Genomic DNA, 15,698 nt, shown 5'->3' with positions numbered 1-15,698 from the left:
GGTTGTTTTTCGGTGGTTGCGATTATGCCCAGATGGATTTGTAATGTTGTGCTGATGACGATGCTGGCGGTGCAAAATCCGTCGGCTGCATCGTCCGGTGTGTCGAGTCTCGACCGTCGGTTGGCCACAGAAGGCCCGGTGAGACTGGGTATTCTGAGCACAATCGGTGAATTGTCTAGCACAGAAGTTTTCTCCGAGACGGTTCAGGCTTTGAAAAGAGCCTGGGGGCGGAATATTGAACTTTCGTATTACGATCTTGACACGCTGCCGGAGGCCGTTCGTCGCAAACAGCTTGATTTTTTCATCTCCAATGCGGGCACTTTCTCGCAAATGCAGACTCAGGGGCTCGCCCGTCATCTGGCTACGCGGAAAATTCGCGAAGCCGATGATCCCAATTTCAGTATGGGCGGCATCTTTTTTGTCCGCAGTGAAAATACGACGATTCGCACGTTCGAAGATATGAAGGGAAAAACGGCGGTGGCCGTTGCGCCCAATGCATTCGGCGGATACCGAGTTCATCTCGGAGAACTGAATGCTCGGGGATATGAACCTGAAACATTCTTTGGCTCGACTACTTTTACCGGATATCCCATGCAGAGCGTCTTTGACGTGATGAAGCAGGGAAGAGCCGATATTGGTATGGTGCGCGCCTGTCTGCTCGAGGAAATGGTGCACAAAGGACTTGTTGGCCCGGACGACTTTCGTGTTATCGGGGCAAAGACGGAACCTCGTTTGCGTTGTCTGACTTCTACCGCGCTGTACCCTGATTGGGTGTTTGCTGCAACGACCGAAGCTTTGCCGGAATTGAGCCGAAAGGCTTCGGCAGCTTTGTTTTCAATGCCGGAGGACTCAGCGATGTATTGGAGCATCGCAAGCGACTTCACAAGGATTGACCGTCTTTTCAAGGATCTGAAAATCGGTCACTACAGCTACTTGCGCGAGTGGACGTTCAAGCGCTTTTGGCAGGAATACCGATGGGTGGTCCTCGTGGCGCTCGGACTGCTTTTTTTAGGCATATGGCATGCGGTTTTTGTGACTTTGGAAGTACGGCGAAAGACTGCAAGTCTGCGAGCGGCCATGCAGCAACGGGAAGCCGCGCAAAACGAAGTGTTGCAGACTCAATCGCGACTTCAGGCTCTTGAAAAGGCCAGTTTGGTCGGCATGCTTTCCAACATGGTGGCGCATGAACTCAAACAGCCGCTTGGAGCGATCGCTAATTTCGCAGACGGAATTCGGACGATTACCAAGGGCGAGACCGAACACGGCAAACCGAGCTCTGCCGGAGAGGTTGGACAAAAGTCCGATACGATGGAGTTGATCGGCATTGCCGCTAATGAGATCATCGGACAGACACAGCGGGCGAGCGCTATCATCGAACGAGTTCGCGGGTACGCCAAGAGCGGGGCAGGCAAACAAATTGAAAAACGGCCATTGCTCAAAGTTGTCAGTGACGCCGTCAGAGATTTTCGTCTGTTGGCTAAGTCGCCCCCGACAATCAACGTGAATGTTCCGCCCAATGCCTATGTACAGGTCGATGCGGTGGAGCTTTCTCTTGTCATTTTGAATCTTTTCAAGAACGCTTCTGAAGCGACCCGCCACACGACAGATCCGAAAGTTGACGTCAAACTCGAAAGTAACGGCTCGATGTGGGAGCTGGCCGTCTCCGACAATGGGCCCACGGTTGACGTTTCTATGTTTCAGGATCTGTTTTCACCGAAAACGAGCAGCAAGTCCACCGGTTTGGGCGTCGGCCTTGCCATATCGGCCCGCATTATGGAAGGTTGCGGAGGCAGACTGAGAATCGAGCGCAATCAACCTTTTGGTTTGAAGGCCGTGATGGTTTTGCCGAAAGCATAAAAAAATGACGGATAGACACACCAAAATTGACGATTTGCCGGAAGCCCGGGTGAAGGCGGCTTGTCTGGTTCGCATTGTTGATGATGACGAGACGATGCTTAACTCTTACCGTTTCATGCTGGGTGCGGTCGGGTGGCAAGTTAAGTGTTATCAACAGGCTCGAGCCTTTCTTGACGATCAGAACGATGCGGCAGGTTGCCTTGTTCTGGACGTTCGCATGCCGCAGATGAGCGGATTGGAGCTTCAAGCAGAAATGAGAAGACTTGGCGTGACCTTGCCGGTCATCTTTGTGACAGGACACGGTGACGTGGATATGGCTGTGCAGACGATGAAGGACGGTGCAGTTGACTTCATGCTCAAGCCGGTGGTTCCGGATCGATTGAAAGAAGCCGTTTTGCATTGGTGTCGAGAGGATTGCAAGCGGAGGCTGTCTGAACTTCAGAACAATGCTCTGGAAAGCGACGCTCGTTCGCTGACCGAAAGAGAGCGTGAGGTGGCGCAGCTCGTCGTGCAAGGCCTATCCAACAAAGCGATTGCTGCCAAATTGTCTATCGCGGAACGTACCGTAAAGTTTCATCGCGCGTCAGCTTGTGAGAAGCTCGGCGTCGGCAGTACGGCGCAGTTGATTGCGCGAATGATGTTGCTTAAAGAAAAAGGACTGGTGTAGGCGGCTTTTCTCTTATGTCCTCAGGAGTCAATAGCAGGGAACGCGCCTTCTTGACTCAAGTCAAACTCCATTTTCTTATCCGACGACAAAGCATCCAACGATAGTGCGATTAAGGCCGCCCAATGGCAATCCATCGTGCGTGAAAACGTCCGTGGAATAAGGCGCTGCGGCGTGTAGCCTCACCTCTTGGTTTGGTTGGCTGTCAAGTTGCCGAAACCTGCCTGACTTCTTTTTCCGAGCTGCAAAAGCCCTTGCCAGTACTTGTGTGTATTGGCAGAAACTTTCACTAACCGAGCCGAACCTGTTGTCTGTTCTTGCTGCCCGACGTCATCAAGCGTCTCAGTGTTCGTTACGTTATCAACAGAAGAAAGCGTTGAACGTTCTTATTCGACCTGTTTATCGTCATGACCGCATTGGCAAATGCGGTGCTTCTGACGTGGCCATGATGGAGATCCGGACCTCTGTACCTCTTTTTTATAGCGACGCAAAAATACGTCAAAAGGCCGCACAGGTTTAGCAGAGGCCGGCGTAACCGGTTTTTACATCATTGAGCTTGGATCAATCACGGCGAGCATTTCCTCTTTCTCCTATGCTGCCGTAACGGGCATCCTTCTCCAGTCCTGTCCCTTGCTTGCCACCGCCTAGCACTGGCGTGCCATGCGGTTGGCGATGGCAACCATTGCCACCTTCTTGGGTTTCTTTGCCAAAATGGTCCTCACCCAGTCTGTCCGGCATGTCGACCTGGCCACCGCATGAGCTCCCTGTACCAATAAAGCTCGCAGAGCTTTATCGCATCGGCCGGGAATCTTTGTGGTGACAGTCTTGCCGCCACTGCCCGTATGCATTGGCACCAAGCCAAGATAAGCTGCAAACTGCCGGCCCGAAGAAAATTGCGTTGGATCGGCAAGGAGCACACACATATATGCCATGATTGTGTCGCCAACGCCCGGAACTGTCAGAAAGTGCTTTGCATTTCTGGTTTGATTGGCAAGCCTGCTGATTTTGCGCTGAAGCGTCTTAATCCGGTCGTAGTTGCGCAGACGCATGTATTCGAGAATGCGGGAACACTGATCGAAGTTGAAATAGCGGTAGCCGTTCTCCCGATGGTGTACGTCGAGTAGGCCGCACTCTTCGTAGTGCTTCAAAAAGTTGGTGTAACACCCATGTATTCGGCAAACTCGCCGATGCAGTAGTTTGTACGAGGCGATTTCGGTTGCTTCATTGATTTCGAATGTTTTTTCCGGTTTTGCACTCAACAATGATCGCACGGTTTTTTGCGCAGGTGTGAGATAAGGCCTACTCGAGTAATGTCGGAGCAGGGCCAAAAATTTCGCCGCCGTAAAAGCGAAAGACATTTCTTTTTCAGGTTGCAGCAGCGAAACTAGAAGAGCACGGCCTGAATCGCCGGGTAATCTTGTCAGACACCCGGCGAGCCATTGGCATGTCAACCCAGTTTCTTGAGCGCCATCGCGACGAGCACTTTGACGCCTTTGGAAAGTTGCGCGGTGTCAAACGTCATGTTGCGGGCGTGCAGTCCCGGCGTGCAGCCGGCTCCGAGCCCGAAGTACGCCGCTTTCATATTAGGCTTGGCCTGCTTGAAGTAGTGGAAGTCTTCTCCGCCGCCACCGCAGTCGGGAGCCAATTTGTCCGCTCCGAGCTCTTCCTTGATGGTTTGCGCCACCTCGGCGACGAGATCTTCGTCGTAAATGGCTGCCGGAATGACGCCGCCCGGGAACTTGATTATCGCTTTGGCTCCGATGCTTGACGCTGCGCCTTCGATCGCTCGCCGCACTTTCTCGAGAAGTTCGTCCATCAGTTCGTTGGTCTGAGCCCGCACGTCCAGGACAAGTTCGCCGCGATCGGGAATGATGTTTGAGGCCGACGACACAGCCGAAATCGAGGTGACTTTGCACGACCAAGTCAGGGCAGGATTCATCTTGATCGCACAGATCGCATTGGTGATCAGCGCTGCGGCTTCAGCGCAGTTGACGCCCAGATGGGGACGTGCAGCGTGAGCCGACTTGCCTTCGATCTCCACGCAGAGGAATGTGCTTGCCGAATGCCGCACCGCTGCGCAGCACGTGCCGGCCGGAATGTCCTGAACGGGCCGCACATGAAGGCCCAGCGCAATGTCCACGTCGTCTATGACGCCGTCCTTCATCACTGCGAGCGCTCCTTCGAGCGTTTCTTCGGCCGGCTGAAACAGGATCTTGAGCGTGCCTTTTTTGACTTTGTCCACGAGTTCGGCGGCCGCCGTCAGAACCATGGCGCTGTGGGAGTCATGACCGCACGCATGCACATACTCAATGCTGCCGTCTTCGTTCTTGAAGGGAAGCGCATCCATGTCGGCGCGCAGCATCACAACGGGCCCGGGTTCTTTGCCGCGGACAACACCCACGACACCGGTTTTTCCCACGCCTCGGGTGACCTCATAGCCCAATTTTTCGAGTGCATCTGCCAGGAACTCCCCGGTTTTGAATTCGTTCATGCCGGGTTCGGGCATACGGTGCAGTTCTTTCCAAATTTCGACGACGTCCAATTTGCTCATTTTCGATCCTTTTTTGATGGTGTTGCCTTGTGCAGGCACGCCTTCCATAGTCTTCGGGTGATAAGCCTAACGCCGCTTACTGTTTTGTCTGTAGGGCATAGCACCTAGCGAAATACGGGTTTGCTCAAAGGCTTGTCGATTTTGCCATACGCATTCAAGGCGCTGTTCTAGGATTCGTTAAGGTAACAAACCACCCCAAAGGAAAATCATGGATAACAAACCGTCTCCTCAGTTAAAAGAGGAAAAGAAAGTCGGCATCGGAGCGTATATCGCTTTGATCTTTGCCATCGTCATCTTTTCCGGCGTTTTCTATCAAATGCCTGAAGCGCGCAAGTGGTTGAGCGCTTTTGACTTTACGACCCTGATCGGCAAGTTCGGTGTGATCGGTGACTCCAAGAGCAACTACATCGGTTCGGGCGGCTTGTCGGCTCGTGCTGCATTTTTGTTTGCTCTGTCGCTTATTCCCAGCGTGATGCTTGCCATGGGGCTCATTGAAGTGCTTGCGCACTATGGAGCTCTGCGTGCCGCTCAGGTACTCATGACTCCGCTTTTAAAGCCCTTGTTGGGACTGCCCGGCTTTACGGCGCTTGCCATGATCACCGATCTGCAGAGCACGGATGGCGGTGCGGCTCTTACCCGCGGTATGTACGACAGCGGTCAACTCAGCAAAAAAGGACTGGTGACCATGTCCGCATGGCAGTACGCAGGAGCCGGATGCGTCAACAACTACTACGCCATTGTCTCTGCGCTGTTTTTCCTTTTCGTGTGTCCGGTGTGGATTCCGATGCTCATCATCTTTGTTCTGAAGTTCGTGGGCGGCATGTTCACCCGCTTTGTTCTGAGCACCGTTTATAAGAAGGATTTCGAAAATGAGTAACGAAGCCGCCAAGACCACCTCGAACAATCCCTTCGACATCTTTATCGTCGGCCTCAAGAAGGGACTCAACATCGGGCTTTACAGCCTGCTTCCGAACGTGGTGATGGCCTTTGTGCTCACCTACATTCTGCAGTTGTGGGGCGTGATGGATTTTCTCGGACGCACATGCGGCGGAATCATGGGAATTTTCGATTTGCCCGGTCAGGCCATCACCGTGCTGCTCGCCACCTGGATGTCGTGCGGGGCAGGCGTCGGTGTTGCGGCGAGCCTGGCTTCGAGCGGCGTCCTCAACGGTCACGACGTCACGATTCTGGCACCCGCGTTGATTCTGATGGCCTCTCAAATTCAGTACATGGGTCGACTCCTCGGCGTGGCGGATGTTCCCAAGAAGTACTGGCCGCTGTTGATGCTCAACAGTCTGTTGATGGCCTTCATCGGTATGATCCTGATGCGGTTTTTCGTCTGAGTATTTGCTGCGGTGATAAGGCGGCTGGTCGAACGGCTGCCTGCCCAAGGCGCTCTTTTGAGATTCGCGGTTATGCGCGGTTTCGGAGAGCGTCTTCATTTTTTATTAGGCCAATTTGTCGATTTTGTGACACGGTATCAGTCGTCGGGACTATCATCGAAGCAAACGGCCCCCGTTTCTGAGGTCAGAGAGCCGCGAGAAGTTTTGTTGGGTAGGGGGATGTTATGAAAGCTTTCTTTCGCAACCATCCGAGGATTCGGTATTTCGCCATTGCCGGCGCCATCGTTGCCTGCTGCTATCTGTTCTGGCTCCTTGTTCTGTACGTGCCGTATTACTGCGGGTGGGTCACGATGCCCGTGAACTAAAGGTGTTACCAGAATGGCTGGTTTCTTCTAGTCAATCTGTGGCGTATCTGTCGCTTGTACGCCAGCGTTAATCTTTAACGCAGTCCTTCCTAAACTTAAACTGATCATTAAGGCAGTGTTCAATGGGTTGAACAAAAACGATGTAAAATTGTTCAACTCATTGAACAGGAAGCGGTGATGATTTCGACTGATATTCTCCGTCAAGTGCTGACAGACAACCGTAACTTGGTTGCTCAAAAGAAAGTGTTTCCTCGCGACATCGAGATAGGCGAATTGCCTCGTTGCGTCTTGGTTGGCGTGAGACGTTCAGGTAAGTCCTATTTGCTGTTTTCAAAAATCCAGAGTTTGTTGGCATCAGGTCATAGTTGGGACAAGGTTCTGTACGTCAATTTTGAAGACGAGCGCTTGATGGGCTTCGATGTAGCCGATTTCAACAAACTCCTTGAAGTTCAGGCCGAGCTGTCCGGCAAAGACTCTTTGCCGGCTTTGTTCCTTGACGAGGTACAGCTGATTGATGGTTGGGAGAAGTTCGCGCGCCGTATGGCTGATGCCCAGGCCGAGATCTACATTACCGGTTCCAACGCAAAGATGCTGAGCATCCAGATTGCTGCAGCACTGGGCGGCCGATTCTTGACTGTCAACGTTTTCCCATTGAACTTTTCCGAGTATTTGAAAGCAAAGGGCGTCGCAGTTCGCAAGGATGTTTGGTCTTCGACGACAGGCAAGGCCCGAATTTTGCGTGAATTCGCTGAATTTTTTGAATACGGCGGCTTGCCTGAGTGTGTGCAATTTTCGAACAAGCTTGAGTATATAAACAGCGTATTCCAAAAAATATATCTGGGCGACATCATTGTCCGAAACAAGGTGACGAACGCATTGCCATTGCGTATCCTTCTAAAGAAAGTGGCTGAAAGCATTGGACAACCGGTTTCGTTCACGAGGTTGACAAATGTAATTCAGTCAACCGGCGTGAAGCTTTCAAAGAACACGTGCATCAGTTATCTGCAATACGCTTGCGAAGCGTGCCTGGTGCTGCCGATCTCCAACATCGTCGGTAAGTTGCAGGAACGAGAAAGCAGCCGGAAGTATTACTTTGTGGACAATGGCTTCATCCGCTTGCTCAAGTCTGATCCCAAGGCCGACCAATTGGAGAATCTGGTTGCGCTTCACCTTCTTAGGCGGCATGGTTTTAATGACCGCGTTTTTTTCTACCGTCGTGAAGTTGAAGTGGATTTCTATTTGCCTGACGAGGAAACAGCTATTCAGGTATGCGTTAAGCTCGGCACGGATCCGAAGACTCTGGAGCGTGAGGTTGAGGCCTTCAATAAAATCGCAAAAGAGCTGTCAGTTACGCGATGCCTAATTGTCACAATGGAAGAGGAACGCACGATCGAATCCAATGGCCGGACTATCGAGGTTGTGCCTGTTTGGAAGTGGCTGTTGACAGAAGCCAGCGGCAAACAATAGGCGTATTTGTGAGTTTGCCGCCGATTCTTGAGAGTGACATAACGAGCCGAAGTTGTTCGCTGCGTCAGAGCACGCAAGATGGAAACGACAGACAATCCGCTGTATGCATATAGTCGGATTTAAGCCCGAACGGTGCGGCCCGGTGATGACGTTGACCCGGGAGTGAGTTGCAGACTCGATGTCCTGGTCGAGTGCGCGTCGGATGTAGGTTCCCATCTTGCGTAGAACGTAATAACGAAAAATCGCGAATTTTCGTTAATACGGTTTACGTGGCGTAGAGAAGATTGCTTAAAAGCACGGAGCCCTGGCACAAAGACCAAGGCTCCGAAACTGGAGGACAGGATAACGCTCGCAATTTCAAATGTGTGGATAGGACGGTGTCCAAGACGGCCGGACTGAGGCAAAAGGCGGATTGTGCCGTGCCGGTCAGGCCTTAATCTCGCAATACTTCAGAATCGCATCGAGCTTTGAGAACAGGCATTCCATCAACGGCTCAAAGTCGCCGCGACTGAGCATCGAGAACCAATAAGGATCTTCCAGACTGTACGGCACATCGGCTTTACAGTCGATCGTCTCGTCCTTTTTACCTTCACGCAACCACGCCCAGTGACCGGAACATCGATGATCTCCGTAGCCAAAAAGCGTTTTCATCATGTCGGACAAGCTTTCCGCGAGTTCCGGCTCGTCGGCAAAGAAACCTCCGTTGGTTAGGCACACGCCCCAGCAAAAGCCTTCCGCCTTGCCGCGGTTGTTGGGGCGGCAGGCAAAGGAAAGACACCATTTCTTGGAAACCGAGAAAAGAAAGCGCAAGACGAATTTTTCGGGCTTCTCGGACGATACATTGTCTGTGTCACAGTCGACTTCGAACTTGTAGCGTTCGCGGCAAGCATCCGTCACCGCGCGCACGAATCGCTGCCAGTTACGCTCAACCAAGTCGGCGTAGGCCTCTGAAATGCAGGCTGCCGCCGTAACGTTTTCCGGAGATCGCAAAAGTTCGTAAAGCTTGCGTTTGCGGCCGGCCTGTGTGTCGGCTCCGTGAGTGAGAAGGTGCTGCGCAAAGGCTTCGACGAACCAGCGCACGTCGGAGAAGTCGATTCCCTCAACGGTCTGCAGCAACATGTCGGCAAAATCAACGATCGAATACCGAACGATGGCTGCGTCTTCGCCGTTCGTACGCAACGCACAATCCGAGTCGCCTAAGTGCGCAATCAAAACGGTTTTTCCACGCTGCAGCATGATGTCCAGGGAGGCACTCGAATCATTTGTGCCAGCCGTAACCACCGTATCCGCTGGAGCACAGCGTACGATGACGAGACCGATGTCGCTCGAGGAAGGATTCGTGTCGGGCGACCTGTTTGTCTGATCAAAGCAGACCTTCGTCTTGTCGGTCAGCTCCGGGACCGTGACGGAACGAGCAAGCCCTGCGGCTTCGATGTGCTGCGTGAGATCCTCGCAGAAGGCCTTGAGAAAAAGCGTTGACTGACCGTGCGAGGCTTTGGGATCGAGCAGAAACGCGATCACGGACGCTACGGACTGGGGAGTCGGATTGAAAAACGACAGCGGCGAGAAAGCGACGTTAACGCGCTCAACGATTCCGGCCGAGTCGGATTTCGTGTCGGTCAGAAGTGCGGTAGCCGATTCAAGCAGTTCCTGCGCTGATGATTGCTTTAGTGTGGATGTCTTGTCGGAACGTTTTGGCATGGTGTTGTGTTTCAGTCGAAATATTCTTCCGGAGTCGGGATGCGGCCGCCGTGCTTTTCCTTGTATTCCTCAAGCGTGTAGAGGTAGCACTGCCAACGCGAATCGATCGATTTGCCGTCGGGCGTCTCCCAACGGCTTTCGAATTTCTCCAGGTCTTCGGGCGTGAAGTCCACATAGATCGAGCCGTCGTATGGCATCGCGATGAAGCCGCTGTCCGAGTCGAACGGGAGAATCGGGCCCACGTCGGTGGATGGTAGCTTCTCTCGAAGCCAGTCCAGAAGCTCACGGCGACCGTCAATGGCTTCACAATCCCGGACTGCCGGAAATCCCACCGGATCTTTCTTGACCTGTGTGAACGTCACAAAATAGAGGTCACGCTTTTTTCGGTGAAAATAGCTTGTGAAATTGTCAATGCGTCTGGGCATGTCGGGCCTCCCGCTTGTCCGGTTGTCAGGAAGCCGAATCGTCCGGCTGCTCGTTGTCGCGGGCAGCGGTTGCAACCGTTTCCGTTGCTTGAGCCTGCGTGACCTTCTCGATCCAATTGCCCAGCGTTTCAAGCACGGCGGGCAGAACTGTCGTTGCGTTGCCTCGCACAAACTTCGTGAAGTGCCCCACGGAGTCGTTTTCGGTTGACAGCGGCTGAAAACCGTCCAAAGGTGCGTCCTTGGCGATGAGAAGGCGGGTGCGGCAATTACGGCGTCGGGCTTCGGTCACAAAGCCCGCAGCCGGATAGACCATGCCTGAAGTTCCGACGGCGACAAACACGTCGGCGCGGCGGAGTACTCCCGGAATCCAATCGAGACCGTGCGGACGCTCACCGAAAAGGACCACGTCGGTACGAACGGACCAGCCGGACGCTTTGCAGGCAGGGCACACGTTGCCTTCCTTGTAGAGTCCCAAGCGAGGGAAGGTCGCTCCGCATTCCGTGCAACGGCTGGTCAGAAACGATCCGTGCAGGTGAAAGACACCCGCGTCGCCCGCTTCTTCGCACAGCGTGTCGATGTTCTGTGTGATGTGGATGATGTCGGCCTTGTTGCGCCACTTCTTTTTGAATTTAGCGATCGAAAGGTGCGCGGCATTGGGTTTGGCCTGATCGTAGGCTTCAATGCGGCGGTTGATCGAATCGAACACGAGCTGAGGGCGGTGCTTCATGTCGACGGAGTCCATGCTATCGGTGCGATTCCAGCTGTTGTCGGCACTGCGGTAGGTGGGAATGCCGCTTTCGGCCGAAAGACCGGCGCCCGAAAGAATCACGATGACAGGGCGTTCGCCCTTGATTTGCATCGACTTGATGCGGAGGTCGGTAAAGGAATAGGCAGTCATTTTTTATTCTCGAAGTAGTTTCAGAAGTGGTTCGAATGTCTTGAGCTGATCGTTGGCGGTAGAGAGGTCGTCAATGTCGACAATCGCTTCGAGCGGATCGGCTCGGGTGCTCGTGAGAAGGCGTTCGCGCGCTGCCTGATAGGCCATGCCGGTCATCCAGGACGAGACGGCCTGTCGGCTCCACTGGACTTCGGAGAGCTTTTCCGAGTACCGAACTTTGCGTATGGTGCAAAGCTTTCCGAATTGCGTATGGTGCAAAGCTTTCCGAAGCGCGCGGCAAGAGAGGCCATCAGACGATCGACGGCGCCTTCGTTTCCGTCTCGTCCGTGTTCGTTGCGAACAAAGAACATTGGCTCCTGAGACGTGCCGTTGGGTAGTTCTCCCTTTATCAGCCACTGCTTGCGAGTCACACGCTTGAGCCCGGAGATGACTTCACGGGCGACGGGAAGAGCGAGATCCTTATGGGCCTGAACCAACCAAACCCAAGTGCGCTCCGGTGTGAGTTCATCCGTGAGGTGCACCTTGTCAATGGCCGCCGTCACTGAATCCATCAGGTCGTCGGCCGTCGTGTCGACCGTGGTCTTTTCGAGTGCTTGCGCGATGGCAAGCATGTTTTGCAGATACGGCTTGCAAACGATGTTCGGAATATCGGCACTCATCGAACGGCAGCAGTGTTCGTTGGCGACGGTGAGGAACACCGAAATAATCGAACGAGCTCGAGCAGGGGCTTCGGAAATGGCGGTACCGATGGTCGCCACCGAAGGCTGGTCTGAAGAACTTTGATAGCCTAAATGCATTACAAAGAGCTTCCAAAGGTTGGAAACGGCATCGATGTCTCCTATCAGATAGCTTGGCGCCAGACGAAACGACTCTTGACGAGGCAAGGTCGAAAGGATTGCAGCGAGCTGATCGTCCTGCGAGAAGCCCTTGAACTGAAGACGATTGATGGCTTCAAGTACGAGACTGGCCGAGAGCTGTCCAAAGCTGCTCGACTGAGGCGGCAGAGTATCAATTGCCAGATGCAGTGCTTCTCTCAAAGAGGCCGGTGTGTCGTGCGTGCCCGTGGAGGATTCAGTCATGTTGCCACCAAAGAAAAGAGGTCTTTCGATGGTGGTATTGTGGATGGCAGTGCGTCAACGATTGACGCATAAAATCACATTGGAGGTTGAGGCGATGTAAGAGCAGTTATACGAAAGGTTTTCTTCCTCATCGTTCATAAAGGACGACCGACAGGACGCAATAAAAACGATGGTGATTTTGTTTAACCTACCTATTAAATGCAGCTGTTAACGCTTTCAAAAATAGAAAGTGGCCGCAGAGATAGTGAACCGGTCCCCGCGGCCGACGCTTTGTGACCAGTTAGACGATCAGTACATGCCGATCACCTTCCACCAAGCCATACCGATGGTCATCCAGATCACGGTATTGATGGTTGTAATGATGAAGCCGTTGCGCCACCATTCGCCCTGCGAAACATAGCCTGCACCGAAGTAGACCGGAGCGGCGCCGTTACCATAGTGCGTAAGCGAAATCGGCAGGTTGGCAAAGATGCCGAACGCCACTGCCACCATCAACGCTGGAGCGCCGCACGCAACGGCGACCGCAACAAACGCGCCGTACATGGCCGAGATGCGGGCCGTAACGGATGCAAAGCAGTAGTGCGAGTAGGTGTAGATCAGCGAAATAATGATGAAAGACGCGATCCAACCCATGTGAGCCGACGAAATGCCGCTTGCGATAAAGGCGGCAGCCCACTTGATGAAGCCCGACTTCGCAAGAGCCGTTGCCAGAGCCATCAGGCCGCCCATCCAGAACATGGCGTCCCATGCGCCTTTTTCGGAAAGAACATCCTTCCAAGTCAGCACGCCCGAAATCAGCATGATCGAGACCGCAACCATGGCAATCGGCGTGGCCCCGAGCTTGGTGATGCTGCCGGTCGCCCAGAGGATCAGGCACATCACAAACACGAACGCGAGAACCTTTTCCTGGAAAGTCATCGGTCCCATCTTGGAGAGTTCTTCAGCCGCCAGGGTGCGAGCGTTCGGAATCTTGCGCAGTTCCGGAGGAGCGATTTTCAGAAGAACGAGCGGAACCAGGAAGAGACAGATCAGGCCGGGAACAATGGCGGCCACGCACCACTGCATCCAGGTGAGTTCAATGCCGACGGCACTTGCAGCCAAGCCTACGCACAACGGGTTGCCGGCCATGGATGTGAGAAACATCGTGCACGTCACGGCGTCGGCATGAAAGCCCACCTGCATTAGGTATTTACCGATACGGCCGGCGTTGGAGTTGGCCTCAGACCCAAATGCGCTGCTCAAAGACTGAACGATCGGATAGAAAACGCCGCCCCCGCGAGCCGTGGCTGAAGGCATGGCAGGCGAAATCACGAGTTCAGCGAGGCAGATCGAAAAGCCGAGCGACACGGCGCTCTTGCCGATTGCCTTGATGATGCAAAACGCAATGCGCCGTCCAAGCCCGGTCTTGATGAAGCCGCGCGACAGGAAGAAGGCGCAGACGATCAGCCAAATCGTTCCGTTGCCGAAACCCATCAGCGCATCTTTGGTTTTCAGAATGCCAAGAATGGCGCAGAAGGTTAATGATAAAAACGCCACCGCGCCCATCGGAATGGGCTGCAGGATAAATCCTGCAATGGTGGCGACGAAGACTGCAAACAGTGTCCAGGCGTTTGGCGAAAGCCCTTCGGGACACGGCAACAGCCATACTACCAGCCCGAGAGCCAGCACAATCAGCCAGCTTCTGAGTTTTGTGCTCATAATTTCCTCCCTGTAATGAGCATCGTTAATCAACAGGAGAAGGCTAATTGAAATAATTTCTTACGTTCTGAAAAAATTGGAGAAAGGTTGCGACGACACAAATTGATTAGCCGATATGCCCTATGGGAATAACGCTTAATCGATAGACAGTAGGAATGCTCGGAAGCATGGCCTTTTCGACCTCGACATGCGCTCGACACTGCTGTCCAATCTTCCGGTCTGCCACATCGAGTTGGTGTTAGGTGATTGGTTCACACACCGACCTCTCACACCACTGCCCGTACCGATCTGGTTGGCGACCCTCGCGAGGTTTTTGCGGCAATTGCCATGGTTTTAGCCTCTGTACTCGTCGACTCGTGTTAGTCCGCGCCAACTCCGGCCTTGCGTTCTGAGTGCCGTATATCTCGTCCTGACCCGTTTCCAAGTTTTCCACAGAAGTTGTCGGATTCGTCACCGAATTTGAAACACATTAATTGACAGACAACGAGTATTATTAGTCTGACGATTTCCTTAATTTGTCTGACAGGAGTAGGAGGATGTCCACTGTACAGCGTGCTTTTAGACTTGAGGAGTCTCTTGACAAACAATTCTGTACCATTGCTGAAAAACTAGGTACGTCGCCCTCAGATACGTTGCGGATGTTTGTGACAGCGTTTGTTGCTAACAAGGGGTTTCCTTTTGCTTTGAGACTTTCCGATGAGCTGACAAACAAACGAGTCTTCAATTCGAACCATCCGAATATCATTACCCCGCCAATTCGGGATGGGCATGCCGTTCTGCCGGCTTCCTGGCGCGAGGACGATGACTACGATGAATAAGGTGGCACCCCAAAATCACGCTGCCAGTGCAAATCCGCAGCTTTTCGAGGTATGGCGTCTGCCATTTGAATATGACGACAGGCCCAGAGTCTTCAAGGAACGTCCGGTTATCGTTGGCGATATTGAAGAAGACTCCGTTGAAGTCTTTATTGTTTCAGTTAAAGTTACAAGTCATGCGCCACGACCTCAGTTTCCCGGAGAAGTAGCGTTGCTTGATTGGAAGGAGGCAGGTCTTGCAAAGCCATCAACAGCCCGATGCTCGCATATCGCACGATTCCCTAAGAGTTTTTTTGAAGGCCGCTTCAGATACGGGAAGTTAAGCACCCGCGATGCCGATGCTGTAGATGCCGCTCTGCTTGAGCTTGGTATTCTCACTAGTAGGTAAACAACCCGCGACTAAAGTCGCAGGCTTTGCAACTATCACATTCGTAATGTCGCATTAGGCCTGTTTACGTCCGGCCTCTGGGTCATCAGCAGATAGCCCAGACCGTGCAGATTTCGACCTGCATTCAGGTCGCTGTGCGCTCGGTAACCACAGTGACATTCGAACCGGTGCTTCTTTCTCTTTCCGATTGCACCGCACGCCGAACACGTCTTGCTTGTATATCTCGGATCCACAAACATTACCCTCATCCCCAATCGTGAGGCTTTGTCGACAATCATCTGCTGCAGCTCGCGAAACGGCCATCGGTTCAGTCTTGCCCGCACCTTGTGTCCGGCCTTGATTCTCTCGCGAATGTGCGTGAGATCCTCCAATACGATCAACCGCTTGCCGCTTTGTGAGGCTTTTTCCACGATTGTCTTGCTGACATTGTGGTTGACGTGTTCCACA

Annotated in this window: 17 protein-coding genes; 8 read left to right on the top strand and 9 right to left on the bottom strand. The window is 53.2% G+C overall.

Annotated features, from left to right (window positions below; genetic code table 11):
* Nucleotides 1-24: 24 nt before the first annotated feature.
* Complete coding sequence (locus DW133_RS08960; RefSeq protein ID WP_158571181.1) at nt 25-1,857, top strand: sensor histidine kinase; 1,833 nt, start codon at nt 25-27, stop codon at nt 1,855-1,857.
* A gap of 4 nt (nt 1,858-1,861) precedes the next feature.
* Nucleotides 1,862-2,524: a response regulator transcription factor gene (locus tag DW133_RS08955; RefSeq protein WP_118276318.1), complete on the top strand. Its 663-nt coding sequence runs from the start codon at nt 1,862-1,864 to the stop codon at nt 2,522-2,524.
* A 641-nt stretch (nt 2,525-3,165) separates the two neighbouring features.
* Here the strand turns inward: DW133_RS08955 and DW133_RS08950 are convergent.
* The gene (locus DW133_RS08950; RefSeq protein WP_118276317.1) at nt 3,166-3,879 is read right to left on the bottom strand and encodes a transposase; all 714 of its coding nucleotides are present in this window, start codon (nt 3,877-3,879) and stop codon (nt 3,166-3,168) included.
* Between the two features lie 89 nt (nt 3,880-3,968).
* Nucleotides 3,969-5,072 (bottom strand): amidohydrolase, encoded by a 1,104-nt coding sequence (locus DW133_RS08945; RefSeq protein WP_118276338.1) that lies wholly within the window; start codon nt 5,070-5,072, stop codon nt 3,969-3,971.
* Nucleotides 5,073-5,280: 208 nt separating this feature from the next.
* On the opposite strand from DW133_RS08945, the gene DW133_RS08940 reads away from it, so the two are divergent.
* The 4 genes from DW133_RS08940 (at nt 5,281) to DW133_RS08930 (ending at nt 8,247) form a co-directional block, all read left to right on the top strand.
* Entirely contained in the window at nt 5,281-5,949 is a 669-nt protein-coding gene (locus tag DW133_RS08940; protein ID WP_118276316.1) for a nucleoside recognition domain-containing protein, read from the top strand.
* Complete coding sequence (locus DW133_RS08935; protein ID WP_118276315.1) at nt 5,942-6,415, top strand: YjiG family protein; 474 nt, start codon at nt 5,942-5,944, stop codon at nt 6,413-6,415. Before DW133_RS08940 ends, DW133_RS08935 begins: the two co-directional genes overlap by 8 nt.
* A 224-nt stretch (nt 6,416-6,639) precedes the next feature.
* On the top strand, nt 6,640-6,780 hold the full coding sequence (locus DW133_RS10075; RefSeq protein ID WP_158571179.1) for a hypothetical protein: 141 nt from the start codon (nt 6,640-6,642) through the stop codon (nt 6,778-6,780).
* Between the two features lie 177 nt (nt 6,781-6,957).
* Nucleotides 6,958-8,247, top strand: a complete 1,290-nt coding sequence (locus DW133_RS08930; RefSeq protein WP_118276314.1) for an ATP-binding protein — start codon at nt 6,958-6,960, stop codon at nt 8,245-8,247.
* Nucleotides 8,248-8,673: 426 nt separating this feature from the next.
* Here the strand turns inward: DW133_RS08930 and DW133_RS08925 are convergent, their stop codons facing one another.
* The 6 genes from DW133_RS08925 to DW133_RS08905 all read right to left on the bottom strand — a co-directional run bounded on the left by DW133_RS08925 (nt 8,674) and on the right by DW133_RS08905 (nt 14,048).
* A complete protein-coding gene (locus DW133_RS08925; protein WP_118276313.1) occupies nt 8,674-9,948 on the bottom strand; it encodes a PD-(D/E)XK nuclease family protein in 1,275 nt (424 codons plus the stop codon).
* A gap of 11 nt (nt 9,949-9,959) precedes the next feature.
* Entirely contained in the window at nt 9,960-10,373 is a 414-nt protein-coding gene (locus DW133_RS08920) for a hypothetical protein (RefSeq protein ID WP_118276312.1), read from the bottom strand.
* A gap of 25 nt (nt 10,374-10,398) precedes the next feature.
* The gene (locus DW133_RS08915; protein ID WP_118276311.1) at nt 10,399-11,271 is read right to left on the bottom strand and encodes a Sir2 family NAD-dependent protein deacetylase; all 873 of its coding nucleotides are present in this window, start codon (nt 11,269-11,271) and stop codon (nt 10,399-10,401) included.
* Between the two features lie 3 nt (nt 11,272-11,274).
* Nucleotides 11,275-11,418, bottom strand: coding sequence for a hypothetical protein (locus DW133_RS10070; RefSeq protein ID WP_158571178.1), 144 nt, complete (start codon nt 11,416-11,418; stop codon nt 11,275-11,277).
* A gap of 5 nt (nt 11,419-11,423) precedes the next feature.
* A complete protein-coding gene (locus DW133_RS08910; RefSeq protein WP_118276310.1) occupies nt 11,424-12,350 on the bottom strand; it encodes a hypothetical protein in 927 nt (308 codons plus the stop codon).
* Nucleotides 12,351-12,638: 288 nt separating this feature from the next.
* Nucleotides 12,639-14,048 (bottom strand): anion permease, encoded by a 1,410-nt coding sequence (locus tag DW133_RS08905; RefSeq protein WP_118276309.1) that lies wholly within the window; start codon nt 14,046-14,048, stop codon nt 12,639-12,641.
* A 536-nt stretch (nt 14,049-14,584) separates the two neighbouring features.
* Between DW133_RS08905 and DW133_RS08900 the strand changes: the two genes are divergently transcribed.
* On the top strand, nt 14,585-14,866 hold the full coding sequence (locus DW133_RS08900; protein ID WP_118276308.1) for a type II toxin-antitoxin system RelB/DinJ family antitoxin: 282 nt from the start codon (nt 14,585-14,587) through the stop codon (nt 14,864-14,866).
* Nucleotides 14,850-15,251: a type II toxin-antitoxin system PemK/MazF family toxin gene (locus tag DW133_RS10065; RefSeq protein WP_158571177.1), complete on the top strand. Its 402-nt coding sequence runs from the start codon at nt 14,850-14,852 to the stop codon at nt 15,249-15,251. The genes DW133_RS08900 and DW133_RS10065 overlap by 17 nt, the downstream gene beginning before the upstream one ends.
* 35 nt (nt 15,252-15,286) lie before the next feature.
* Here DW133_RS10065 and DW133_RS10130 read toward each other — a convergent pair.
* On the bottom strand, nt 15,287-15,698 hold a 412-nt coding region (locus DW133_RS10130), incomplete at its 5' end, for an RNA-guided endonuclease TnpB family protein (RefSeq protein WP_199588867.1).

This window comes from Sutterella sp. AM11-39 (assembly GCF_003472385.1).
Classification (GTDB): domain Bacteria; phylum Pseudomonadota; class Gammaproteobacteria; order Burkholderiales; family Burkholderiaceae_F; genus Duodenibacillus; species Duodenibacillus intestinigallinarum.
This window is presented reverse-complemented; position numbering and strand designations above follow the sequence as displayed.